Below are 22,068 nucleotides of genomic sequence, written 5' to 3' on the forward strand. Positions count from 1 at the left end.
CCGCGCGCCCACGAGGAGGGGCCGTGCCCGAGACGCGTACGCGAACGGCGGGAGCCGCCGGATGAACCGCACGGCGCCGACCGCCCTGCTGACCCATCCGGACGGCGAACTGCTGCGCGGCGGACGGCCGCACCGCGTCCTGGCCGGCTCGATGCACTACTTCCGGGTCCACCCGCGGCAGTGGGCCGACCGCCTGGCGCGTCTCGCGGCGATGGGCCTGAACACGGTGGACACCTACATCGCCTGGAACTTCCACGAGCGGCGGCCGGGCGAGCACCGCTTCGACGGCTGGCGGGACGTCGAGCGCTTCGCGGACCTCGCCGCGAGAGCCGGGCTCGACGTCGTCCTGCGCCCCGGTCCCTACATCTGCGCCGAGTGGGACAACGGCGGCCTGCCCGCCTGGCTCACCGACCGGCCCGGCATGCGCCTGCGTTCCTCGTACGCCCCGTACCTCGACGAGGTCTCCCGCTGGTTCGACGTCCTCGTGCCCCGGCTCGCCGGCCTCCAGGCCGCCCACGGCGGCCCGGTCGTCGCCGTCCAGGTGGAGAACGAGTACGGCAGCTACGGCGACGATCACGGCTACGTCCGGTGGGTGCACGACGCCCTGACCGAGCGGGGCATCACCGAGCTGTGCTACACCGCCGACGGTCCCACCGAACTGATGCTCGACGGCGGCACCCTCCCCGGGGTACTGGCGGCCGCCACCTTCGGCTCGCGCGCCGCCGAGGCCGCCCGGCTGCTGCGCTCGCGCCGCGACGGGGAGCCGTTCGTGTGCGCGGAGTTCTGGAACGGCTGGTTCGACCACTGGGGCGAGAAGCACCACACACGGTCGCCCGGGAGTGCGGTGGCCACCCTGTCCGAGATCCTCGCCGAGGGCGGCTCGGTCAGCCTCTACCCCGCGCACGGCGGGACCAACTTCGGCCTGTGGGCGGGCGCCAACCACGCGGACGGCGCCCTCCAGCCCACGGTCACCAGCTACGACTCCGACGCGCCGATCGCCGAGCACGGGGCCCTGACCGACAAGTTCCACCGGATGCGCGAGGTGCTGCTCACCGTCACCGACCGGCCGCGGCGGCCACTGCCCGCCCCGCCCGCGCTCCTTCCCGCCCGCACCCTCCCCGTCACACCGGGCCCGGACCTGTTGACGGCCCTGGAAACCGCCTCCGAGGCCGTGGACTCGCCCGACCCGCTGACCTTCGGGGAACTGGGACTGTCCGGCGGGCTCGTCCTCTACCGGGCGCACCCCGTGCTGCCGCACGGCCCGGTCGAACTGGGCGTGTCCGGGCTGCACGACCGGGCGCAGGTCTTCGTCGACGGCGAACCGGCCGGGGTCCTCGACCGCGAGACGGGCACGCTCGCCCTCGACGGGGCGGGCCGGGCCGTCCGCCTCGATCTCCTGGTGGAGAACCAGGGCCGCATCAACTACGGGCCGCTCCTCGGGCAGGGCAAGGGCATCCTCGGCGCGGTCCGGATCGACCGCCGACGGGTGCACCGGTGGACCGTGCGCCCGCTGCCCCTCGACGAGTGGACCGCCGACCACCTGGACCGGGTCACCGCCTCGCCGGAGCCCTCCGCGACGCCACCGGCCCTGCCCGGCAGACCGGGCGGGGCGGGGTTCGCCACGGCCGGCTTCACCGCCGACGGAGCGGCCGACACCTTCCTCGCCTTCCCCGGCTTCCGCAAGGGCTTCGTCTGGATCAACGGCTTCCTGCTCGGCCGCTACTGGAACGTGGGGCCGCAGACCACGCTCTATCTGCCCGCGCCCCTCACCACCGCCGGGGACAACACGCTCACCCTCCTCGAACTGGAGGAGTCGGGAGACCGCGTGGAACTGCGCGGACACCCCGAACTGGGTCCGCCGCAGGAGTACGTCGAGACCTTCGACTGAACTCCCGGGCCCGGTCCGCGCCGGTACCGGGCCCGCACTCGGCACCGCCGGGTCCGCCCGGCGTGCCCGCGTCGCCGGTAGATGGAAGACTTGCCGTGTTCGGGGCATACGGGGGTGCCCTCCGGCGAAGGACGGGCGGATCGGATCATGCGGCGAGGGCAATCCGTCGGAGCCGGCCGGTCCGTGCGCGACCCCGGAGCGGTCGATGTTCCGCAGGCGTCCGGCATCTGACGGCGAAGAGCTCCTGGAGAGACTCGCGACACTGACCACGCGGGCACGGGAGCTCGCCGAGCTGCGGCGCTCCCAGGTGGAACTCGCCATCGCCCTGCAACGCGACATGCTTCCGGCGGAGCTGCCCGTGATCCCCGGCTTCCACCTCGCCGCCCGCTACGCGCCCGCCTACGCCGGGCTCAACGTGGGCGGTGACTGGTACGACGCCTTCATGCTCCCCGACGGCAGGGTCGCCCTCTCGGTCGGTGACGTGCAGGGCCACGCCATCGACGCGGCGGCGTTCATGGGGCAGGTGCGCGCCGGCCTGCGCGCCCTGGCCTCGGTGACGGGCGAGCCCGGCGACCTTCTCGCCCGGACGAACGACCTCGTCCTCTCCCTCGGCAAGGACCTCTTCGCCACCTGCACCTTCATGCGGTTCGACCCCGCCACCGGAGTGATGGAGAGCGCCCGGGCCGGACACATCCCCTGCGTCTGGGCCACGGCCGACGGCAAGGCGGGGGTGTCCGACGACGAAGGGGGGCCGCCGCTGGGAGTCCTGGGCGGAGTGGAGTATCCGGTGACCCGGTACCGGCTCGCGCTGGGCGGAGTGTTCGTCCTGCTCACGGACGGTGTGGTCGAAGGACCCGCGCTGAGCGTCGACGAGGGCCTGCGGCGAGTCGTCCGGCTGGCGGGCATCGCGGCCGTCGCCGGCATGGACGCCCCCGCGCTCGCTGCGGCCGTGCTGAAGAACGCCGAGCTGGTGGGACACGACGACGACGCTGCCGTGCTCGTCGTGGGCCACGACCCGCGCACCGTTCCCCCGTAGGGCGGTGCGGGGGGTGCCTCCCGCCTCGCCGTCGCGTTGCGGACGGTGTCTGATGGCTGCTGTGGTGGGTATTCGCGCGTGGCCCCGACCGGTCGTCCTCGCTCTCGGGACGCTGCTCGTCGCCGTCTGCTACTACGCGGCGGGGCGGCTCGGCCTCACGCAGCAGCTGGTCGCGGAGGGGGCCGTGGTCACCCCCATCTGGCCGCCCACCGGTCTGGCGGTGACCTGTCTGCTGCTCTTCGGTCCGGCGTGCGTGCCGGGCATCGCCGTGGGCGCCCTGCTGGTCGTCGCGTCCATCACTGCGCCGGGGCCGGCGGCGATCGGGGTCGTGGCCGGCAACACGGCCGCCCCGGTCTGCGCGTACCTGATGCTGCGTGCCGTGGGGTTCCGGACGGACCTGGCCCGCATCCGCGACGGTCTGGCGCTCGTCTTCCTCGGGGCGCTGGCCGCCATGCTGATCAGCTCGGGGGCGGGCGTCGGCATGCTCGCCCTCGGGGGCAAGCTGCCCGCGGGCGACGTCTGGTTCGTCTGGCTGGCCTGGTGGGTGGGCGACGCCATGGGCGTAGTCATCGTCACCCCGCTGCTGCTCCTGCTGTACCGCGCCCGCCGGGCACCTCCGCACGGCCGGTGGGCCGAGGCGGCGGTGCTCGTGGTGGCCGCGGGCGTGCTGGTGCCGCTGGCCACGTACAGCCGGGTCAGCATGCTGTTCCTGGTGTATCCGCTGCTGATCTGGGCCGCGCTCCGCTTCCAGCTGGCGGGCAGCATGCCGTGCGCCCTCTTCGCCTCCGTCATGGCGACGGCGGCGGCCGGTGACGACGCGGGCTCCTTCGGCCGGCTGACCGATGTCGAAGTGATGGTGAAGCTCCAGGCCTTCAACGGAACCATGGCCCTCACCGCGCTGCTGCTCTCCTCCGTCATCAGCGAGCAGCTCCACACCCGGCGCTCGGTGGAACGTGCCTGTCAGGAACTGGTCGAGGCCCTGCAGCACCTGAGCGCCGGAACACCCCTGGGCCCGCACCGGCGCACCGAGGACAGTGCCCCCGGTGCGCCGGGGGAGGAGGCGGCCCCGGGCGGGTCCTGACCGGGCGCCTCGAGGTGTGACGCAGATCTCAGGGAAAGGTCAGGGTGCCGGGAATCGGCCAGGGCTGCGATAACCGGATATCGGACAGTCGCCGCCCGGTTGTCGAGATCAGTGGCCGTGATGGTTCAGGCGGCTTTGAAATGAAGGTTGAATGCTGATCGCGACCCGATGAACCATGGTGAAACGGGTCGACCGGGGGTGCTGTCGGGAACCGGAACCACGGAAACCGCAGGATTTAACGTCTCGTTCATGACTGAGCTGGACGTAAGGCCTGGGGCCGATGACACGGGCGACGGAGCCACCGCCGATGGCATGCGGACCAAAGGCCTCAGCGGCAACTCGGTAGGGCTGCTGGGCAGCGCGGTCATCGGGGTCTCCACCGTGGCCCCCGTCTACTGCCTGACCTCGACCCTCGGCTCCACCGCCGGTGAGGTCGGCGTGCAGATGCCGGCCGTGTTCCTCGCCGGGTTCCTGCCGATGCTGCTCGTGGCCTTCGCCTACCGCGAGCTGAACAAGGCCATGCCCGACTGCGGTACCTCCTTCACCTGGACGGTGAAGGCCTTCGGGCCGCGGGTGGGATGGATGTGCGGCTGGGGCCTGGTCATCGCCACGATCATCGTGCTGTCGAACCTGGCCGGTGTGGCGACCTCGTACTTCTGGCTGCTCGCCGGAGAGGTCACCGGCAGCGATTCGGTGGCGGCGCTCGACGGCAACAAGGCCGTGCACATCGTGACCTGCCTGGCGCTGATCGCCATCGCCACCGTGATCAGCTATCGCGGCATGACGGCGACCAAGGGCCTGCAGTACACGTTGGTCGCGCTGCAACTGCTGGTCCTGGCCGTGTTCGTCGCCATGGCCTTCAGCAAGGCCGGCGACGCGGAGTTCGCCACCTCGGCCGAGTTCTCCTGGTCCTGGCTCAACCCCTTCGCCGTGCAGTCCTTCGCCGCCTTCACGGCGGGACTCTCGCTGTCGATCTTCATGTACTGGGGCTGGGACGCCTGCCTGACGGCCAACGAGGAGACCAGCGGCAGCAGCCGTACGCCGGGCCGCGCCGCGCTCGTCGCCATGGTCGTGCTCGTCGGCTCCTACCTGGCCACGGGGGTCGCCGCGCAGATGGTCGTGGGCTCCGGCGACCAGGGGCTGGGGCTGGCCAATCCCGAGACCTCGGACAACGTCTTCGCCGCGCTCGCCGGTCCGGTCATGGGCCCCGCGCTCGGCATCATGCTGTTCGTCGCCGTGCTGGCGTCGGCCGCGGCCAGTCTGCAGACGACCTTCATCCCGGTGGCCCGCACGGTGCTCGCCATGTCGGCGTACGAGGCGCTGCCCGCCTCCTATGCCGAGGTGCACCCCCGCTTCCGCACGCCGGGCCGTGCCACGGTGACCGCCGGGGTCGCGACCGGCGTCTTCTACACGGTGATGACCCTGGTCAGCGAGCACGTACTGGTCGACACGATCTACGCGCTCGGCCTGATGATCTGCTTCTACTACGCGCTGACGGCCTTCGCCTGCGCCTGGTACTTCCGGGCCGACCTCCTGCGGTCGGGCCGTGACCTCCTGTTCAAGGGGGTCTTCCCGGTGCTCGGCGGAGTGCTGCTCGCGGCCGTTTTCGCCAAGACTCTCGCCGACATGTGGGACCCCGCCTACGGAAGCGGATCGTCCGTGCTCGGGGTCGGCTCGGTGTTCGTCATCGGCGTGGGCCTGCTCCTCCTCGGCGTGGTCATCATGCTGGTGATGAGCCGGCGCAGCCCCGCCTTCTTCCGCGGCGAGGTGCTCACGAGGTCGACACCCGCTCTGGTCGCCGGGGACTGAGGGAGCGGGGCGGCGGGCCACTCTCCCTCGTGTGCGCGCGAGTTAGCTTAGGCTAGCCTTCTCTCATGGCGAAGGTCCGGCGGCTGACACCGCAGAATCCCAGGATGTTCCGTGCCCGCGTCGTGCGCACCGAGCGGGTCTCCCCGTCGATGCACCGGGTGACCGTCACCGGAGCGGAGCTCGGCGAGTTCCCGTGGCTGGGGTACGACCACTGGTTCCGCCTGTTCCTCCAGCTTCCCCACCAGCGCCGCCTGCGGCTGCCGGAGTTCACGGGCACCCGTTGGTGGCAGCCCTACCTGGAGATCCCCGAGCAGGAGCGGCCGCACTGCGCCAACTACTCGGTGGCCGACTTCCGCCGGGAGGCGGCGGAGATGGACATCGACTTCGTGGTGCACCGCGACGCGACCGGCGCCGTCGAGGGCAGGGCGGCCGTCTGGGCCTGCGCCGCCCGCCCCGGCGACGCCCTCGCGGTCCTCGACCAGGGTATCCTGTTCGACCGTCCGGGTGACGCCTCCGAGGTCGTCATCGCGGCCGACGAGACGGGGCTGCCCGCCACCGCGTCGATTCTGCGCTCGCTGCCCCGGGACACCGTGGGACGGCTCATCCAGGAGGTGCCCACCGCCGACGACAGGTGCCCCCTGGACGCACCGGACGGAGTCACCGTCTCCTGGGTCGTGCGCCGGGACGGCGCGCGCGTGCCCGGCGCCGCGGCGCTCGACGAGGTGCTCCGGCTGACCTCCGTGAGCCCGAGGGGCTACGCCTTCGTCGTCGGCGAGTCGACCCTGGCCACCGAGGGGCGCAAGCACCTGCACCGCCTCGGACTGCCGAAGGACCGCATCACCTTCTCGGGATTCTGGCGGCACGAGACGTCGGCCCAGGCGGCCTGAGGCCGCCCGGGGCAGACCGGCGACACCTGACCGGGCCGGCGACACGTGGCCTACGCGGCCTCATCGGCGACACCCGGCCGAACCCGGCCGCATCTGCGACGCCCCCGCGCCACGGCCGGCTTCACCTCAGCGGCGGCGGCGCGCCAGACGGCGGAACGCCCTCGCCCCGGCGGTGGGCGCCGGCAGCCGGCCGGCGACCGCGTCGTCGAGCAGCGTGCCGACCGTCTCGGCCGCGCACCGGCGGTTCGCGCCGATGCCGCCCGACGGCCCGCGCTTGATCCAGCCCACGACGTAGGTGCCGGGCAGGCCGGTCACCCGGCCGCGTTCGTGCGGTACGGTCCCCGATCCCTCGTCGAAGGGCAGTCCCGCCTGCGGCACTCCCCGGTACCCGATGGCCCGCAGTGCCAGGCCCGCCGGGATCTCCTGCTCACCGGCGCCGCCGGTGGCCCGTACGGCCCGGATCTGCTCGTCCCCGCGCATCTTCAGGGGCTCGGAGTGGAAGCGGAGGACGATGCGACGCCTTGGCCCCGACGCGTCCGGCGGTGCGGACCAGTCGACGGCCTCGCGCGGCAGGTCCCGGAACAGACGGGCCTTCTCCGACGCCTCGGACGAATCGATCGCCGCACCGATGCGTGGATCGTGGTCGTCCACGACCAGGTCGACGCCCGGGAGGCTCTTCAGGGCCAGCAGTTCGGTGCCGCTGCACGCGGCGTGCTCCGGGCCCCGGCGTCCGAGCAGCACCACTTCGCGCACCTTGCTGCGGCGCAGCTCCTCCAGCGCGTGGCCGGCGATGGCCGTGCCGGCCAGCGTCCCGGGGTCGGCGACCAGGATGCGGGCGACGTCGAGGGCGACGTTGCCGTTGCCGACCACGACGACACGGTCCGCCGAGAGGGCGACGGCGTCCGGGGCGACTTCCGGGTGCGCGTTGTACCAGGCGACGAACGTGGTCGCGGCGATGCTGCCGGGCAGGTCCTCACCGGGTATGCCGAGGCGCCGGTCGGTGGACGCTCCCACCGCGTAGATCACCGCGTCGTGGTGTGCGGCGAGCTCCTCGGCCGTGACGTGGGTGCCCACGTCGAGACCGAGGTGCATGCGCACCCTGGGATGGGTGTGGAAGCGGGCGAAGGTCTCGCCGATCCGCTTCGTGGCCGGGTGGTCCGGCGCCACGCCGTACCGGATCAGCCCGCCGGGCGCGGGGAGCCGGTCGACGAGCGTGACCTCGGAACGGGTGTGCAGCAGCAGGTCCTCCGCGGCGTACATCCCGGCCGGGCCGGTGCCGACGATCGCCACCCGCAGCGGCGCGAAGTCGGCCGGCAGGACGCGTTCGAAGTGCGGTGTGCCCCAGGCGTGGAAGTTCGGGCCGTGGTCCGCCGCCCCCTGCGGCGCCGGCCGCCCGGACCGCTCGAAGTAGGCGGCGTTGAGGCCGGCGTACTGCTGCTGCGCCCGCGGCAGCTCCTCGGCCGGGTGGACGGCGTCCACCGGGCAGGCGTCGGCGCAGGCGCCGCAGTCGATGCATGCGGCCGGGTCGATGTACAGCATCTCGGTGGCGCCGAAGTCCCGTTCTCCGGGGGCCGGGTGGATGCAGTTGACCGGGCAGACTGCCACACAGGCGGCGTCGGTGCAGCAGTTCTGGGTGATCGCGAAGGTCATGTCGTCCGCTCGCCGGGAGGTCGTCAGATGAGGTTGGCGCGCTTGTAGAAGAAGAGCGCGGGCTTGGTGAGCAGGCCGACCGAGCTAAGGAAGGCCATCAGCCCCGAGCAGCTGGAGCGCATCATCGACTTGTGGTGCTCGTTGGCCCTCGCCTCGCGGACCGCGCGCTCCTCGTCCAGCCCGGCGTTGGCGTACACCTTCCGGTTCACCATGCTGGTCACGATGACGTAGGCGGCCACCGCGATGAGCAGGGCGTGGACCCGGCGACGGATCCGTCCGGCGTGCGCGAGGTGCTTGCGCGTCTCGTCGCGGGCGAACTTCATGTGCCGCGATTCCTCCACGACATGGATGTTGTTGATGGTGCGGACGAACGGCACCACCCGCTCGTCGCGCATCCAGTCCCGCTGCATGACGTCGAGGACCTCCTCGGCGACCAGGATCGCGGCGTACGCCGCCTCGCCGAACGCGACGGTCTTGAAGAGCCTGCCGAGTTCGACCGCCAAGCGGTGCGGCCGGTACGCCGGCGCCCCGAGCTTCTTCGCCCCGCGGGCGAACATGATCGAGTGGCGGCACTCGTCGGCTATCTCGGTCAGCGCCCACTGGAAGGTGTCGTCCGTCGGGTCTTTCGCGTAGATGTCCCGCAGCACCATCTGCTGGAGGATCATCTCGAACCAGATCCCGGTGCTGGCCACCGAGGCGGCCTCCTGGCGGGTGAGGGCCTTGCGCTGGGCGTCGGTCAGTTCGTCCCAGTACCGCGTCCCGTAGAGGGTGCTCCACTCCGGGCTGGCCCCGTGGAAGTTCTCGTCGAGCGGAGTCTCCCAGTCGACCTCGGTGAGCGGGTCGTACGAGAGTTGCGCGGACGAGTCGAGCAGCCGCCGCGCGATGCTCTCCTCCGGGGTGTGGCTCTTGGTCCTTGGCCGCGGGATGTTGATGGCCATGCAGGGGCTCCTCGAGTCGAGTCGGGGACGATCCTCGCCCAGCACTGCTATTACCGTCGGTAACACAGTCTCCTTGTTGACGGACCTTATAGCAAGGAGTGCCCTGTGACTACCCGGTGGTAACCGAAGGGTGGTGCGGAGGGGCGGCGAGGTTCTCGAGCAGGAGGTCCACCGGGAGCGCGGGGACCGTGCGTCCGCCGAAGCCGGTGGTCGTGGTGGCCGCGAGCAGGGAGTTGAGCACCGCCTCCTCGACGCCGTCGAGCACGGCTTCGAAGAGCGGGCCGAGATCCGCGTCCGCCACCGGAGCCGCCGAGGCCGACGCCGTACCAAAGGCGATGGCGTAGTCCCCGCTGCCATGGCTGTAGGACGCACCCGTGCGGGCCAGCGCGAACACCGCGCGCCGCGCGACCCGGGTGAGCTGCCGCGCGTCGAGCGGTGCGTCCGTGGCCACCACGATCATGCAGGAACCCGCGTCGGAGGCCGGTGCGGGACCGTCGGCGCCGAAGGAGGCCGGGGTGAGGGTGCGGCCGAGAATCCGGAGCGTTCCCCCGAAGTTGGCCTGCACCAGCACGCCCGCGGTGAAGCGGCGGCCCGCCAGGACCGGGACGCGTGACGCGGTGCCGATGCCGGCCTTGAAGCCCAGCGCGACGGTTCCCGTGCCCGCGCCGACGCACCCCTCGGCCACCGGACCGCCGGTGGCGGTGTCCAGGGCCGCCCGCACGTGCTCCTCCCGCACCGGACGTGCGCGGATGTCGGACAGCAGGCCGTCGTTGCACTCGCCGACCACGGGGTTCAGGCTGAGCACCTCCTCGCATCCGGGCCGCTGGAGCATCCAGCCGACCAGGGCGTCGGCGACGCGGAAGGCGGACAGGGTGGAGGTGAGCAGCACCGGGGTCTCCAGCGTGCCGAGTTCGGCGAGTTGGGTGGTGCCGATGAGCTTGCCGTAGCCGTTGCCCGTGAACACCCCGGCCGGCCGGGGCGTCCGGGGGCCGACGGGGTGGGGTACGACGGCGGTGACTCCGCTGTGCACGTCGGGCTCCCGCCGCACGGTGGAGTGGCCGACGCGGACGCCCGGTACGTCGGTGATGGCGTTCAGGGGGCCGGTGTCGGCGGATCCGATCACGATGCCCAAGTCACGGGCGCGGCGCCGGTCGGTGCCGGACGAGGGCCGGGGGAGAGGCGGTTGTTCCATGGGAGGACGTTATGCGTCGCGTCCGCCGAAGGGCGCGGGCCCCGTGCGGCGCGGGTGCGTCCGCCCGCCCGTCCGGGCTGCCCGCCTCGTCCGCCGTCCTTCTCCCGTCGTGCGGACGTGGGCGGCCCGGCGCGCCCGCAGCCCGGTCAGCCGAGGGCGAAGCGCACCGGCGTCCCCACCGCGGCCTGGGCCGCCGCGGCCAGGGCGCGCTCCGCGACGACCGCGACGACGGGGTAGCCCCCGGTCGTCGGGTGGTCGTGCAGGAAGATCACGGGGCGTCCGTCGGGCGGAACCTGCACCGCGCCCAGGACCATGCCCTCGCTGGGCAGTTCACCCGCTGACGCCCGCTCCAGCGCAGGCCCCTCCGTGCGCAGGCCGATGCGGTTGCTGTGCGGTGAGACGCGGTACGTGGCCGAGGTGAGGGTGCGCAGGGCGCCCGGGGTGAACCAGTCGGCGCGTGGCCCCAGCCGTACCGGCAGGACCAGTTCGGCGGGCGGTCCCGGCCAAGGGGCGGCGGCGGGCACGGGGACCGGGGGAGCGGGGGTGCCTACCGGGAGGACGGTCCCGTCCCGCAGGGGCTCCGGGCCCAGCCCCGACAGGAGGTCCGTCGAGCGGCTGCCGAGGACGGGCTCGACGGCGACGCCCCCCGCCACCGCCACGTAGGAACGCACGCCCGCCGTCGCCGCCCCCACGTCCAGGACCGCACCGGCCGGTACGCGCACCGGCAGCCCCCAGGCCGCGGGGCGCCCGTCCACGGTGACGGAGCAGTGCGCGCCGCCGACCACGACGGTGACCGCGCGGTCGGGCCGCAGGGCACAGCCGGTCAGCGTGGTCTCCAGGACGGCCGCGCCCAGGTCGTTGCCGAGCAGCCGGTTGGCGAGCCGCGTCGCGGGCGCGTCCAGGGCCCCGGAGCGGGGCACCCCCAGATGGGCGTACCCGCGCCGGCCCGCGTCCTGCACCGTGGTGAGCGCGCCGGCCCGCACGACGGTGAGCTCGGCCGTCATGCCGCCACCGCCGCGGGACCGGCGTCCGCCACGACGAACCGCACGCGCGTCCCCGGCGCGAGCAGCGCCGCACGCTCCCGCCCCGGATCCCACAGCGGCCCGGGGTCGGGCATGGTCCCGATCAGCTGCCACCCGCCGGGCGTGGCGCGGGGGTAGACGGCGCTGTAGGGGCCGGCGAGGGCCACCGCACCGGCCGGCACCCGGGTCCTGGGCGTGGCCCGGCGGGGCACGTGCAGCTCCTCGGGCAGCCCGGTGAGGTAGCCGAAGCCGGGGGCGAATCCGCAGAACGCGACCCGGTACGCGTGGGCGGTGTGGAGCGCGGCGACCTCGTCCGCCGCGACCCCCCACAGGGCCGCCACTTCGGCGAGGTCCGGCCCGTCGTAGCGCACGGGAATCTCCACGACTTCCCCGTCGCCGTCAGCCGCGGGCGGGACCTGCCAGGCGGCGAGCCCGCGGGCCAGTGCCTCCGGGTCCCCGACGCCGTCCAGCAGGACCGTGCGCGCTCCCGGCACCACCTCCTCGACGGGCGGCATCGTCCCGGTGGCCCGCCGGCGCAGCACCTCGGCGTGGAAGGCCGCGGTGCGCCCGGCGTCGGGCAGTTCGACGAGCAGCGCGTGCCGGCCGACGGGACGTGCCGTGAGGACCGGGCCCCGGGTCACGCGAAGGCCCCGATCGAGACCCCCGACGTCTCCAGTGCCTCCCGCACCCGTGCCGCGATCCTCGCGGCGTTCGGCGTGTCGCCGTGCACGCACAGCGAACGAGGGGCGACCTCGACGGTCGTACCGTCCACGGCCTCGACCGAGCCGCGCACCGCGAACGCGAGCGCCCGCCGGACCACGGCGTCCTCGTCCGTCACCACCGAGTCCGGTTCGCGCCGGGACACGAGGGTGCCCTGCGGGGTGTAGGCCCGGTCCGCGAATGCCTCGGGGACACCCGTGAGCCCGGCGTCCGCGGCGGTGGCGAGCAGCAGTGAGCCGGGCAGTCCGAGCACGGGCAGCGCGCCGCCCGCGAGCCGCACGCCGGCCACGACCGCGCGGGCCTGGCCGGCGTCGTGGACGGTGCGGTTGTAGAGCGCGCCGTGCGGCTTCACGTAGGCCACCTCCGCCCCGGCGGCCTCGGCGAAGACCCTGAGCGCGCCGATCTGGTACGCCACCTCGGCCGCCAGTTCCTCGGCGGGAACGTCCATGGCGCGCCGGCCGAAGCCCGCCAGGTCACGGTAGGACACCTGGGCCCCGATCCGCACCCCGCGCTCGGCGGCGAGGTCGCAGACGCGGCGCATCACCGAGGGGTCGCCGGCGTGGAAACCGCAGGCGACGTTCGCGCTGGTGACGACGGACAGGAGGGCGTCGTCGTCGGTGAGGGTCCAGCGGCCGAAGCCCTCACCGAGATCTGCGTTGAGGTCGATCACGCCACGAACGTAGACGATTGTTGAACGATCCCACAAGAGGTCAATAAGGATTCCACTCTTGTTAGATCGTTGAACGATAGCTAGTGTCCGTGCATCTGCCACGCATCCGGGGCTATGGTCCGGACCGATGAAGCATCGGTTCCGTTTGCCCCGGATCCGTGCCCTGCCCCCTCATGCCTGAAGGCCACCGAATGATCGTTCTACTCGGTGTGGTCGTGGTGATCCTCGGATTCGTCACGCGCCGCAACCCCGTCCTCGTGGTGGGCGTCGCCGGTATCGTCACCGGACTGCTCGGCAAGATTAACCCGCTGGAAGTCCTCGCGGCCTTCGGCCGTTCCTTCGCCGACAGCCGCTCCGTCACCGTCTACGCCATCGTGCTCCCGGTGATCGGCCTGCTGGAGCGCTACGGCCTGCGCGAGCAGGCCCGCAATCTCATCGGCGGTCCGGCGCAGACCGTGCGGCCCCTGGTGGCGCCCATGGCCGAGGCCGCCGCCGAACGCTCCACGGGAGCGAAGCTGCCCGACCGGCTGCGCGAGAAGGTGCGGTCCTACTCCGCCTCGGCCGACACCGTGGGCGTCTTCTTCGGCGAGGACTGCTTCATCGCCATCGGCTCCATCCTGCTGATCACCGGCTTCGTGAACTCCACGTACCACGAGCAGATCGAACCGACCCAGCTGGCGCTGTGGGCGATCCCGCTCGCGGTCTGCGCCTTCGTCATCCACGGCGCCCGGCTGCTGCTCATGGACAAGCAGTTGGAGCGCGAGATGGCCGTCGCCGCCGCCGAGCACGACCTGCCGCTTCCCGAGGGGGCCGACAAGTGATCAAAGTCGAATGGCTGTACTGGCTGATAGGCCTCGTCATCGTCGTCATGGCCGTCCAGATGGCCACCGACCGCAGCAATCCCAAGCGCTGGACGTCCGCCGCCTTCTGGGGCCTGCTCGGGCTCACCTTCCCCTACGGCACCGGCGTCGCCAACGCCACGGCCGGCAACGGCGGCTGGACCCTGCCCGCCGAACCGCTCGGCGTCGCCGTCCTGACCCTGATCGTGCTCGCCGGGTTCAACTTCCTCGGCAAGGGCGTCCCGGTCACCACCACCGGCGAGCAGCGCGAGGCGTCCGCCGCGCGGCTGGGCAGCAAGATCTTCATCCCCGCGCTGACCATCCCGCTCGTCGCCATCGTCTGCGCCTCCGTGCTGGACGAGTCCGGCCTGTTCGAATCGGGCAAGGCCACACTCCTCGGGCTCGGGCTCGGCTGTGTCGCCGCCCTCGTCGTCGGCATGCTGATCACCGGAGAGAAGAAGGTGGCCGTCCCGCTCCACTCCGGCCGCTCCATGCTGGAGGCGATGGGCTCCGCCCTGCTGCTGCCCCAGCTCCTGGCCGTACTCGGCTCGATCTTCGCCGCCGCGGGCGTGGGCGACCAGGTCGGAAAGATCGTCAACGACGTCCTGCCGGAGGACTCCAAGTACCTCGCGGTGATCGCGTACTGCGTCGGGATGTTCCTGTTCACCGTGATCATGGGCAACGCCTTCGCCGCGTTCCCCGTGATGACCGCGGCGATCGGCTGGCCCATCCTCATCCAGCAGATGCACGGCAACGAGCCCGCCGTCCTCGCGATCGGCATGCTGGCCGGTTTCGCCGGCACGCTGTGCACCCCGATGGCCGCCAACTTCAACATCGTCCCGGCCACCCTGCTCGAACTCAAGGACCAGTACGGGCCGATCAAGGCCCAGCTGCCGACGGGCATCGCGCTGCTCGGCTGCTGCACCGTGATCATGGCGCTCTTCGCCTTCTGAGCCCCCGGCTCCCGTCACGGCCGGCGCCCGCCCCACCCGCAAGGAATGCTCATGACCCGTGTCCTCATCACCGGCTTCGCCCCCTTCGGCGGCGAGCGCGTGAACCCCTCCTGGCAGGCGGCCTCCCTGGTGGCCGCCGAACCACCCGCCGGGCTCGACGTCACCGCCGCCGAGCTGCCCTGCGTGTTCGGGAAGTCCCTCGACGTGCTGCGCGACGCCGTCCGCGCCCACACCCCGGACCTGGTGCTCTGCCTGGGCCAGGCGGGCGGACGCCCCGGCGTCACCGTGGAACGCCTCGGCATCAACCTCGACGACGCGCGCATCCCCGACAACGCCGGCCGGCAGCCCATCGACGAACCGGTCGTCCCGGGCGGCCCCGCCGCCTACTTCTCCACCCTCCCCGTGAAGGCGTGCGTCGCCGCGATGCGCGAGGCCGGCGTCCCGGCCGCCGTCTCCAACACGGCCGGCACCTTCGTCTGCAACCACGTGGCCTACGGCCTCGGTCACCTCATCGCCACCGAGTTCCCGCACGTGAGGGGCGGCTTCGTGCACGTGCCCTGGGCGCCGGAACAGGTCACCGACGGCACCGCGCCCTCCCTGCCGCCCGCCACCGTCGCCCACGGCCTGCGCGCCCTCCTGTCCACCGCCGCCCGCACCCCGGCCGAGCAGGACCTCAAGGTCACCGAAGGAGCCACCCACTGATGCCGCTGAGCACCCACGCCGCCCCCTTCGCCCGCCTCGCCCTCGCCAACATCACCCGCGAGTACCCCAACTTCCCCGCCCACCTGATCACCTCACCCGACGAGCACCTCGCCCCCCGCTCACTGCACCCGGCCTTCTACGGCGCCTACGACTGGCACTCCTCGGTCCACATGCACTGGCTGCTCGTCCGCCTGCTGCGCCGCCACGGCGGGACACCCGCACTGCCGGACACCGAGCAGGCCGTCGCCGTACTCGACCGGCACCTCACCCCCGGCAACCTGGCCGTGGAAGCCGCCTACCTCCGCGACCGGCCCTCCTTCGAGCGGCCCTACGGCTGGGCGTGGCTGCTGGCCCTCGCCGCCGAGTGCCGCGCCCTGCCGGGGGAGGCCGGTGCCCGCTGGGCCGCGGCGCTGGAGCCGGCCGTCAGCGCCGTCGACGGGCTGCTGGCCGACTGGCTGCCCAAGGCCACGTATCCCGTACGCCACGGCAACCACCCCAACAGTGCCTTCGCCCTGGGCCTCGCGCTCGACTCGGCGGAGCTGTCGGCCGCGACCGACCGCGCGGTGCGCGAACGCCTCCTCACCTGGTTCGGTCACGACCGCGACGCGCCCGCACACTGGGAACCGTCCGGGCAGGACTTCCTGTCCCCGGCGCTGAGCGAGGCCGACGCCGTGCGCCGGGTGCTTTCGAAGGAGACGTTCGCGGCCTGGCTCGACCGCTTCCTGCCCGCGCTGCGCTCCGACGCCCCGTGCCCGCTGCTGGACGTACCCGTCGTCTCCGACCACGCCGACCCGCAGATCGGCCATCTGCTGGGCCTGACCCTCAGCAGGGCGGCCGCGCTGCGCTCCCTCGCGGACGCCCTGCCGGACGGGCCGGTCCGCGCCCGCCTGGGCAAGGCGGCCGACGCGCACCTCGCGGCGGGCCTGCCGGCCGTGGAACGCGGTGACTTCACCACCGACCACTGGCTGGCCACGTTCGCCGCGCTGGCGCTCGACCCCGTCGGCGGCCGCTGATCGACCGGCTCCCAGCGGGTGATCGCCGGTCCGAGGGCGGTCGGAGAAGGCGCCGTCGGCACGCACCGGGCCACGCCTGACGCACAATCAACATTGCGCTCGCACAAGTGTTTTGGGAGCCTCCGTTCGACTCAAGTGTCGAGCGGACAACGGAGGGCTCCCCCCACATGCTGAGAAGCCGAATACGTCGTGCCTGGCTCACGACCGCTGCCGCGGCCACGCTCGCCCTCACCGGCCTGGCGGTGCCCGGTCACGCCGACGATCTTCCGCCGGACGTGCCGGACTCCTGGATACAGGAGCCCCGCGCCGACGAGGGCACCCCCTCGCCGAGCCTCGCCCGTGACTGGACCGGCCCCGGCGGCGAGGCCGCGCCCGGCGACTTCACGCTGTCGCCCGGCGCGATGAACGCCGAGACCACGCGGCGGGTCACCCGCCTCGACTCGGTGCTGCCCAAGTCGGGCGTGCAGAACCTGCTGGTCGCCGCGAACCGCGACGCCCGGCCGTGGTGCTCACGCGACCCGTTCGGCACCGCGCCGGACCCCGATCTCAAGTACTGCCTGGAGAACGACGACTCCGTCTCGCGCGAATGGATCCCGCAGGGCTTCACGGGCGTCTCCGACGCCAAGGACAACGAGCTGTGGGGCGACGCCGGGAACATCCAGCTGTTCGCCTCCTACGACGGCTGGGACCCGGGTCGGGAGGACGATCCGGACCCGGGCGGCGACTGCACCGCGGGCGAGCTGGAGAACAACGACGCCTGCAACCAGAAGGGCGTCCGCGTCACCTTCGTGCAGAGCCGCACGAACCCGGCCACCGGCAGCCCCGAGGTCAAGTACCGGCACGTCCTGCTGGCTTGGACGTACGTGAACTCGGCCGACCACATCTCCTTCGACGGGCTGCACGCCTCCGAGTACCCGATCCAGAAGGGCGTCCACGCCGGCGGCATCGTCTGGTACGGCAACTACCTCTACGTCGCGGACACCCGCAACGGCCTGCGCGTCTTCGACATGCGCTACATCATGGACCTGAACCCGGACGGCGACGCGAGCACGAACGACGCGATGGGCGCCGACACCGACGGCGTGAAGACCACCGCTGACGTCCAGGACAAGACGAAGGTCGGCCGGCACAACAACGTCTGGTACAGCTTCGGTTACCGCTACGTCATGCCGCAGGTGGCCGCGTGGAAGTTCAAGGCCACCCAGAGCAACCCCAAGGGCTCCTACGCCTGCGTCTCCACCGGCGCGCCGAAGGCCTCGTACATCTCCCTGGACCGCAGTACGGTCCCGGACCGGCTGATCATGGGCGAGTACTGCCGCCCGGAGAGCGGCTACCCGTCGACCGGCCGCGTCGCCTCCTATCCGGTCGCCGACCTGGCGGGGCGCTCGGCCGACGTACCCGCGCAGGGCTGGGCCAACTACCTGCCGATGACCAACGGCGGCGCGCAGGGCGCGGCGGCGTACGACGGGACGCTCTACGTGAACGAGTCCAAGGGCACGGACGAGCCGGGCAACCTGTGGCGCCACAGGTGGAGCGACGGGCAGTTGGTCCCGGACGGCCAGGCGGTCAAGACGGCACGTGGTGCCGAGGACCTGTACGTCGAGCGCGGCACGGGACGGCTGTGGTCCGTCTCCGAGCACCGTCCGGGGGCGGCGGCCGACTGCACGGAGAACCGGGACCCGAGTGACCCGTCGGGCACGGACTACTGCCAGCGCGTGCTCTACGGGCACAAGTTGACCTGGATCGACGACCGGCCGTAGCCCCGGCGGACGGTGGGGCGGGCGTGGGCCGGCGCGTGCTCGTCCCACGCCTCCCCGCAATGCCGCCGCTCGCGGTCCCGTAGTCTCGTGCGTGCACACGTCGGATGCCAGGTGTGGCCACAGCGAAGGGGGCGGGCGGTGTTCGCGAAGGGGACGCGGTTGCTCGCGGGGGCCATGACCGTGGCCTGTCTCGTGCTCCTCGGCCCCAGCGCCCCGGTCGGTGCCCTCTTCGCCAGACCGCTGCCCGCCGGCGCCGCCGACGACGTCGTACCGAACCGGGTCATGACGTGGAACATCTGCAACCCCTGCGAGGTGAGCAACGTCGACCGGGCCGCGGACATCGCCACCCGCGCGCCTCAGGTCATCGGCCTCCAGGAAGCGTGCGTGCGGGACGTCGAGCAGATCCGGGCCTACCTGGCGAGCCTCTACGGGCTGGTCTACCACGTCGAGTACGGGACGGTGCTCCGGAAGCGGAGCCGTTGCGGGGGCACACCGTGGAACCCGGGCGCCTTCGGGCAGGCGATCCTGTCCGCGTCACCGATGACCGACCGCGTGAGCGTGGAGTACCCCGACGGCGGTTCCGAGGACCGTGGGTACATGGCGGTCACCACCGTGGTGGGCGGCCACACGGTGCGGGTCTTCAACACCCACCTGGCCCACCGGCGTCAGCAGCCGGTACGGGCACACCAGACCGGAGTGCTCGCCGCGGCCGTCGCCCGCCACGAGCGCGCGATCGTACTGGGCGACTTCAACGCCGTGCCGGACGCTCCCGAGCTCTCCCCGCTGTGGGAACTGGCCGCGGGCTCGGACGCCGAGTGCCTTCCGACCCCCGGTGCCACGTGCGAGCCGACCACCGACTGGAACAGCCGGTTCGACTACGTCTTCCTGCGCGGCCTCGGCTCCGTGGAACAGCGCGTGCACCCCACCCCGTACTCGGACCACCATCTGCTGCACACGGATGTGGACCCGGCTCGGAGCGCGTGAGGGAGCGCATCCGAGCGCGGGCCCGGTGACCGTTCCGGCCCTATGAGGTGGGCGGGGCCGCCGCCGGACGGCCCGGTCCGTCGTCGCCGACCGGGATGCCCAGCCGGTCCGCCACGCCGGTGAGGGCCGCTCCGAGGGGGACCGATACCCGGGCGAGGGCGTGTCGGTCGCCCCGGGTCGGGTCCCGGTTGACGATCAGCACCGGCTTGTCGGCCTCGGCGGCCTGGCGGACGAAACGCAGGCCGGACATCACCGTCAGCGACGATCCCAGCACCAGCAGCGAGGTGGCCTCCCGCACCAGCGCGCGGCAGTGCTCGACGCGCCGCGGCGGGACGTTCTCCCCGAAGAAGACGACGTCCGGTTTGAGGATGCCGCCGCAGATGGCGCAGGGCACCACCCGGAAGTCCCCGACCTGCTCGTCGGTGAGGTCCGCGTCACCGTCCGGGTTGATGCCCGCGGCCACCGGATCGAAGCCCGGATTGGCCTCCTCGAGCCGCCGGGCGAGTTCACGACGCGGGCTGAAGGCGCCGCAGGAGAGGCAGACGACCCGGTCCAGGCTTCCGTGGAGTTCCACGACGTCCTCGCTGCCGGCGGCCTGGTGCAGGCCGTCGACGTTCTGGGTGATCACACCCGCGAGCAGGCCGCGCCGTCCGAACGCGGCAACGGCCCGGTGCCCCGCGTTGGGACGGGCGCGGCCGAAGGTGCGCCAGCCGAGGTGGCTGCGCGCCCAGTACCGGCGCCGGGCCGGGGCACCGGCGGTGAAGTCCTGGTAGGTCATCGGGGTGTGCCGGCTCAGGCTCCCGCCCTCCCCCCGGTAGTCGGGAATGCCGGACTCCGTCGAGATCCCGGCCCCGCTGAGCACGAGCACACCGCCGGCTGCCAGGGCGTCGGCGACCGGCTGGAGGTCGGTGGTGCCCGGCGGCAGGTCCTCGGCGGGGGTCCAGCTCAGAGTGGGGCGCATGCGCATGCGGCAAGGGTACGGAACGGGGCGCCCGAGGCAGGGCCGACGGTTGCTGCGACGGTCACCGGTGTGCCGGGACGCCCCGGTGATCGGCGTCATGGGGTGCCGTGTGCGGCGACCCGGCTCCGGGCCGCCGCACACGCGTCAGTCGTCGAGGGCTTCCAGGACGTCGGCGAGGTCGACGAACTTGAAGCCCGTCGCCTCCCGCTCGCCGTCCTCCGGGGCCATGTGGCCGTCCTGGACGACGAGCAGGCCGTTCGGGTACTTGGCGCCGAGCGGTTCGGCGAGCACGTCCGCGCCGTCGCACTCCTCGGAGCCGTCCAGCGCCTCGGACGCCGCGGTCACCCGGAAGCCGCCCTCGTACTCGTGGCCGTCGGACCGCTCCCGGTCGTAGGCGACGAAGGTGTCGTCGCCCTGGCTGGAGGCGAGGAGGTAGCCGTCCCCGTCGTCCTGCTTCAGCAGGGTCAGACCCTCGACGTCCGCGGACACGCGGTCGCCCCCGAAGCCGGGGTCCTCGCCCGCCACGCACTCGTCGGACGGTTCGTCGTACCGGGCGGGAACGCCGTACTCGCGGACCTTGTCCTGCAGGACGGGCCTGCCCCGCAGGTCGGCCGGCAGGCGCCAGATGCCGACGTCCTCCTGACCGGCGAAGAGCGTGCCCGTCTCCGGGTCGACGACCATGCCCTCGACCTGCGGCCCTTCTCCGGGTTCGCCGCAGGGAGACCACTTCGAGCCGTCGGGCATCGTGAACGCGGCGGGCAGGTCCAGGGTGCGGACCTTCCGGTAGGAGACCGTGCCGCTCCGGGTCGCGGTCAGCTCCAGCAGCGCGACCCGGGTCGTGGCGTTCTGGCTGACGAGGGCGTAGGACTTGCCGGTGGCGGCGTCGGTGTACGTCGCCAGGCCGTACGCGGTGCTCTCCTCGTCGACCTCCTCCTGGGAGCCGGAGAAGATCCACGGGGCGGAGGCGTCCGTGACGTCGGTGAGCGGGGCGCCGGGCCGGTCGCCGTCGACACGGTAGACGCGCAGCCTGTCGCTGCCGCGGTCGCTGACCACGGCCAGGTCCGCTGCGCCGGAGCCCAGGGGCATGCCGTGCACCAGGTCGACGTTGTTGAAGCGGCCAGGGGCGTGGTCCGGTCCGGGCGCCGCGGGCGCGGGTATCGACTGCACCTCCCGGGCGTCGAGGTCGTAGACCCGCAGACCGCCCTCCTTGGCCGTGGCGATGACGAGGCTGGCGTCCGGATCGGCCGCGTTGCGCCAGATCGCGGGGTCGTCGGCGTTGGCGTTCCCGCCCTCGTCGTCGTCGAACATCGCCGGGGTCTCGGCCCGGGGGCCGACCTCGGGCGGCGCGGCGGCACCCGCCGGGGGTACGGCCGCGACCACGGCGGCGAATGCCAGGGTCGCCGCCGACGCGACGGCACCGGAACGACGTCTTGTGAACGCGTGCACGAACGGTCTCCTTCGTCAGGGAGCGGGGCGCAGCCGGCGTACATCCGCCGACGGGGCCGCGGCGCTCCCACCACTGGGCCGATGTGACATGTTCACGAGAGGAGGCGGAGGACAGGCGTCGCGCCGGCCACTCGGCGGCGACGGAAGAGCGACCACGGGGTGAACGGCGCCGCCTCCCGTACCCGGTGCGCGATAGGTCCGTCCGGGAAGCACTGCCGGCCGGTCCGCGCGGGCACGATGCCCCGGCTCGGCTTGCTCTACTCCAAGTAACAAGATCAAAGTTGATCTCCGCACCTCACCCGACCACTGAGGTAGCTCACCCCTCCCCGTGCGCCCGTGATCCCGGGTGCCCGGACGACCGACAGGAAGCAGCCGGATGAACCCGTCGTACGACCGACTCGAGCAGGCGCGCGAGGACTACGAACACCACCTTCAAACCTGCCGTCAATGCGAGGCGGACGGTGCGAAGTGCCCGGTGGCCAAACACCTCAGGCGCCTCTACAACAACCTCCTGAGA

Annotated in this window: 19 protein-coding genes; 11 read left to right on the forward strand and 8 right to left on the reverse strand. The window is 72.6% G+C overall.

The annotated features are described in order from the left end of the window. The first annotated feature begins 61 nt into the window (after window positions 1-61). The 5 genes from ACLIN4_RS33565 to ACLIN4_RS33585 all read left to right on the forward strand — a co-directional run bounded on the left by ACLIN4_RS33565 (window position 62) and on the right by ACLIN4_RS33585 (window position 6,701). Window positions 62-1,888, forward strand: a complete 1,827-nt coding sequence (locus tag ACLIN4_RS33565) for a glycoside hydrolase family 35 protein (RefSeq protein WP_411576518.1) — start codon at window positions 62-64, stop codon at window positions 1,886-1,888. A 205-nt stretch (window positions 1,889-2,093) separates the two neighbouring features. Beyond that, complete coding sequence (locus ACLIN4_RS33570; protein WP_107478615.1) at window positions 2,094-2,924, forward strand: PP2C family protein-serine/threonine phosphatase; 831 nt, start codon at window positions 2,094-2,096, stop codon at window positions 2,922-2,924. Between the two features lie 52 nt (window positions 2,925-2,976). Further along, window positions 2,977-4,005, forward strand: coding sequence for an MASE1 domain-containing protein (locus tag ACLIN4_RS33575; protein WP_107478614.1), 1,029 nt, complete (start codon window positions 2,977-2,979; stop codon window positions 4,003-4,005). A 249-nt stretch (window positions 4,006-4,254) separates the two neighbouring features. Next, window positions 4,255-5,814 (forward strand): APC family permease, encoded by a 1,560-nt coding sequence (locus ACLIN4_RS33580; RefSeq protein ID WP_289908306.1) that lies wholly within the window; start codon window positions 4,255-4,257, stop codon window positions 5,812-5,814. A gap of 65 nt (window positions 5,815-5,879) precedes the next feature. Further along, entirely contained in the window at window positions 5,880-6,701 is an 822-nt protein-coding gene (locus ACLIN4_RS33585; protein ID WP_411576519.1) for a siderophore-interacting protein, read from the forward strand. Between the two features lie 126 nt (window positions 6,702-6,827). On the opposite strand, the gene ACLIN4_RS33590 is transcribed toward ACLIN4_RS33585, so the two are convergent. The 6 genes from ACLIN4_RS33590 to ACLIN4_RS33615 form a co-directional block, all read right to left on the reverse strand. Further along, window positions 6,828-8,351, reverse strand: coding sequence for an FAD-dependent oxidoreductase (locus ACLIN4_RS33590; protein ID WP_411576520.1), 1,524 nt, complete (start codon window positions 8,349-8,351; stop codon window positions 6,828-6,830). Between the two features lie 23 nt (window positions 8,352-8,374). Then, complete coding sequence (locus ACLIN4_RS33595; RefSeq protein WP_107478611.1) at window positions 8,375-9,289, reverse strand: AurF N-oxygenase family protein; 915 nt, start codon at window positions 9,287-9,289, stop codon at window positions 8,375-8,377. A gap of 109 nt (window positions 9,290-9,398) precedes the next feature. After that, window positions 9,399-10,481, reverse strand: coding sequence for a P1 family peptidase (locus tag ACLIN4_RS33600; RefSeq protein WP_411576521.1), 1,083 nt, complete (start codon window positions 10,479-10,481; stop codon window positions 9,399-9,401). Window positions 10,482-10,627: 146 nt separating this feature from the next. Then, a complete protein-coding gene (locus ACLIN4_RS33605) occupies window positions 10,628-11,485 on the reverse strand; it encodes a biotin-dependent carboxyltransferase family protein (RefSeq protein WP_107478610.1) in 858 nt (285 codons plus the stop codon). Further along, entirely contained in the window at window positions 11,482-12,144 is a 663-nt protein-coding gene (locus ACLIN4_RS33610) for a 5-oxoprolinase subunit B family protein (RefSeq protein WP_411576522.1), read from the reverse strand. The genes ACLIN4_RS33605 and ACLIN4_RS33610 overlap by 4 nt, the downstream gene beginning before the upstream one ends. After that, window positions 12,141-12,893, reverse strand: coding sequence for a LamB/YcsF family protein (locus ACLIN4_RS33615; protein WP_411576523.1), 753 nt, complete (start codon window positions 12,891-12,893; stop codon window positions 12,141-12,143). The genes ACLIN4_RS33610 and ACLIN4_RS33615 overlap by 4 nt, the downstream gene beginning before the upstream one ends. A 191-nt stretch (window positions 12,894-13,084) precedes the next feature. On the opposite strand from ACLIN4_RS33615, the gene ACLIN4_RS33620 reads away from it, so the two are divergent. From ACLIN4_RS33620 to ACLIN4_RS33645, 6 genes are all read left to right on the forward strand, one after another. Beyond that, a complete protein-coding gene (locus ACLIN4_RS33620; protein WP_411576524.1) occupies window positions 13,085-13,714 on the forward strand; it encodes a DUF969 domain-containing protein in 630 nt (209 codons plus the stop codon). Next, complete coding sequence (locus tag ACLIN4_RS33625) at window positions 13,711-14,685, forward strand: DUF979 domain-containing protein (protein WP_411576525.1); 975 nt, start codon at window positions 13,711-13,713, stop codon at window positions 14,683-14,685. The genes ACLIN4_RS33620 and ACLIN4_RS33625 overlap by 4 nt, the downstream gene beginning before the upstream one ends. 51 nt (window positions 14,686-14,736) lie before the next feature. Then, window positions 14,737-15,387 carry a pyroglutamyl-peptidase I gene (gene pcp / locus ACLIN4_RS33630; RefSeq protein WP_107478608.1) on the forward strand — a complete coding sequence of 217 codons (651 nt, stop codon included), beginning with the start codon at window positions 14,737-14,739 and terminating at the stop codon, window positions 15,385-15,387. Next, window positions 15,387-16,400, forward strand: coding sequence for a DUF2891 domain-containing protein (locus ACLIN4_RS33635; RefSeq protein WP_411576526.1), 1,014 nt, complete (start codon window positions 15,387-15,389; stop codon window positions 16,398-16,400). The genes pcp and ACLIN4_RS33635 overlap by 1 nt, the downstream gene beginning before the upstream one ends. Before the next feature lie 167 nt (window positions 16,401-16,567). After that, entirely contained in the window at window positions 16,568-18,160 is a 1,593-nt protein-coding gene (locus ACLIN4_RS33640) for a hypothetical protein (protein ID WP_107478606.1), read from the forward strand. Window positions 18,161-18,334: 174 nt separating this feature from the next. Further along, window positions 18,335-19,144, forward strand: a complete 810-nt coding sequence (locus tag ACLIN4_RS33645) for an endonuclease/exonuclease/phosphatase family protein (RefSeq protein ID WP_382086087.1) — start codon at window positions 18,335-18,337, stop codon at window positions 19,142-19,144. A 40-nt stretch (window positions 19,145-19,184) separates the two neighbouring features. On the opposite strand, the gene ACLIN4_RS33650 is transcribed toward ACLIN4_RS33645, so the two are convergent. Next, window positions 19,185-20,111 carry an NAD-dependent protein deacetylase gene (locus ACLIN4_RS33650; RefSeq protein ID WP_100044342.1) on the reverse strand — a complete coding sequence of 309 codons (927 nt, stop codon included), beginning with the start codon at window positions 20,109-20,111 and terminating at the stop codon, window positions 19,185-19,187. A 138-nt stretch (window positions 20,112-20,249) separates the two neighbouring features. Beyond that, window positions 20,250-21,551, reverse strand: coding sequence for a phytase (locus ACLIN4_RS33655; RefSeq protein ID WP_290012699.1), 1,302 nt, complete (start codon window positions 21,549-21,551; stop codon window positions 20,250-20,252). Window positions 21,552-22,068: the final 517 nt, after the last annotated feature.

It is taken from the genome of Streptomyces mutabilis, assembly GCF_046628145.1.
GTDB classification, from domain to species: domain Bacteria; phylum Actinomycetota; class Actinomycetes; order Streptomycetales; family Streptomycetaceae; genus Streptomyces; species Streptomyces mutabilis.

What these genes read in the sequence shown, in the direction of transcription:
- ACLIN4_RS33565 (WP_411576518.1), top strand. Translation starts at nt 62, where the DNA reads ATGAACCGCACGGCGCCGACCGCCCTGCTGACCCATCCGGACGGCGAA.
- ACLIN4_RS33570 (WP_107478615.1), top strand. Translation starts at nt 2,094, where the DNA reads ATGTTCCGCAGGCGTCCGGCATCTGACGGCGAAGAGCTCCTGGAGAGA.
- ACLIN4_RS33575 (WP_107478614.1), top strand. Translation starts at nt 2,977, where the DNA reads ATGGCTGCTGTGGTGGGTATTCGCGCGTGGCCCCGACCGGTCGTCCTC.
- ACLIN4_RS33580 (WP_289908306.1), top strand. Translation starts at nt 4,255, where the DNA reads ATGACTGAGCTGGACGTAAGGCCTGGGGCCGATGACACGGGCGACGGA.
- ACLIN4_RS33585 (WP_411576519.1), top strand. Translation starts at nt 5,880, where the DNA reads ATGGCGAAGGTCCGGCGGCTGACACCGCAGAATCCCAGGATGTTCCGT.
- ACLIN4_RS33590 (WP_411576520.1), bottom strand. Translation starts at nt 8,351, where the DNA reads ATGACCTTCGCGATCACCCAGAACTGCTGCACCGACGCCGCCTGTGTG.
- ACLIN4_RS33595 (WP_107478611.1), bottom strand. Translation starts at nt 9,289, where the DNA reads ATGGCCATCAACATCCCGCGGCCAAGGACCAAGAGCCACACCCCGGAG.
- ACLIN4_RS33600 (WP_411576521.1), bottom strand. Translation starts at nt 10,481, where the DNA reads ATGGAACAACCGCCTCTCCCCCGGCCCTCGTCCGGCACCGACCGGCGC.
- ACLIN4_RS33605 (WP_107478610.1), bottom strand. Translation starts at nt 11,485, where the DNA reads ATGACGGCCGAGCTCACCGTCGTGCGGGCCGGCGCGCTCACCACGGTG.
- ACLIN4_RS33620 (WP_411576524.1), top strand. Translation starts at nt 13,085, where the DNA reads ATGATCGTTCTACTCGGTGTGGTCGTGGTGATCCTCGGATTCGTCACG.
- pcp (WP_107478608.1), top strand. Translation starts at nt 14,737, where the DNA reads ATGACCCGTGTCCTCATCACCGGCTTCGCCCCCTTCGGCGGCGAGCGC.
- ACLIN4_RS33635 (WP_411576526.1), top strand. Translation starts at nt 15,387, where the DNA reads ATGCCGCTGAGCACCCACGCCGCCCCCTTCGCCCGCCTCGCCCTCGCC.
- ACLIN4_RS33640 (WP_107478606.1), top strand. Translation starts at nt 16,568, where the DNA reads ATGCTGAGAAGCCGAATACGTCGTGCCTGGCTCACGACCGCTGCCGCG.
- ACLIN4_RS33645 (WP_382086087.1), top strand. Translation starts at nt 18,335, where the DNA reads ATGACCGTGGCCTGTCTCGTGCTCCTCGGCCCCAGCGCCCCGGTCGGT.
- ACLIN4_RS33650 (WP_100044342.1), bottom strand. Translation starts at nt 20,111, where the DNA reads ATGCGCATGCGCCCCACTCTGAGCTGGACCCCCGCCGAGGACCTGCCG.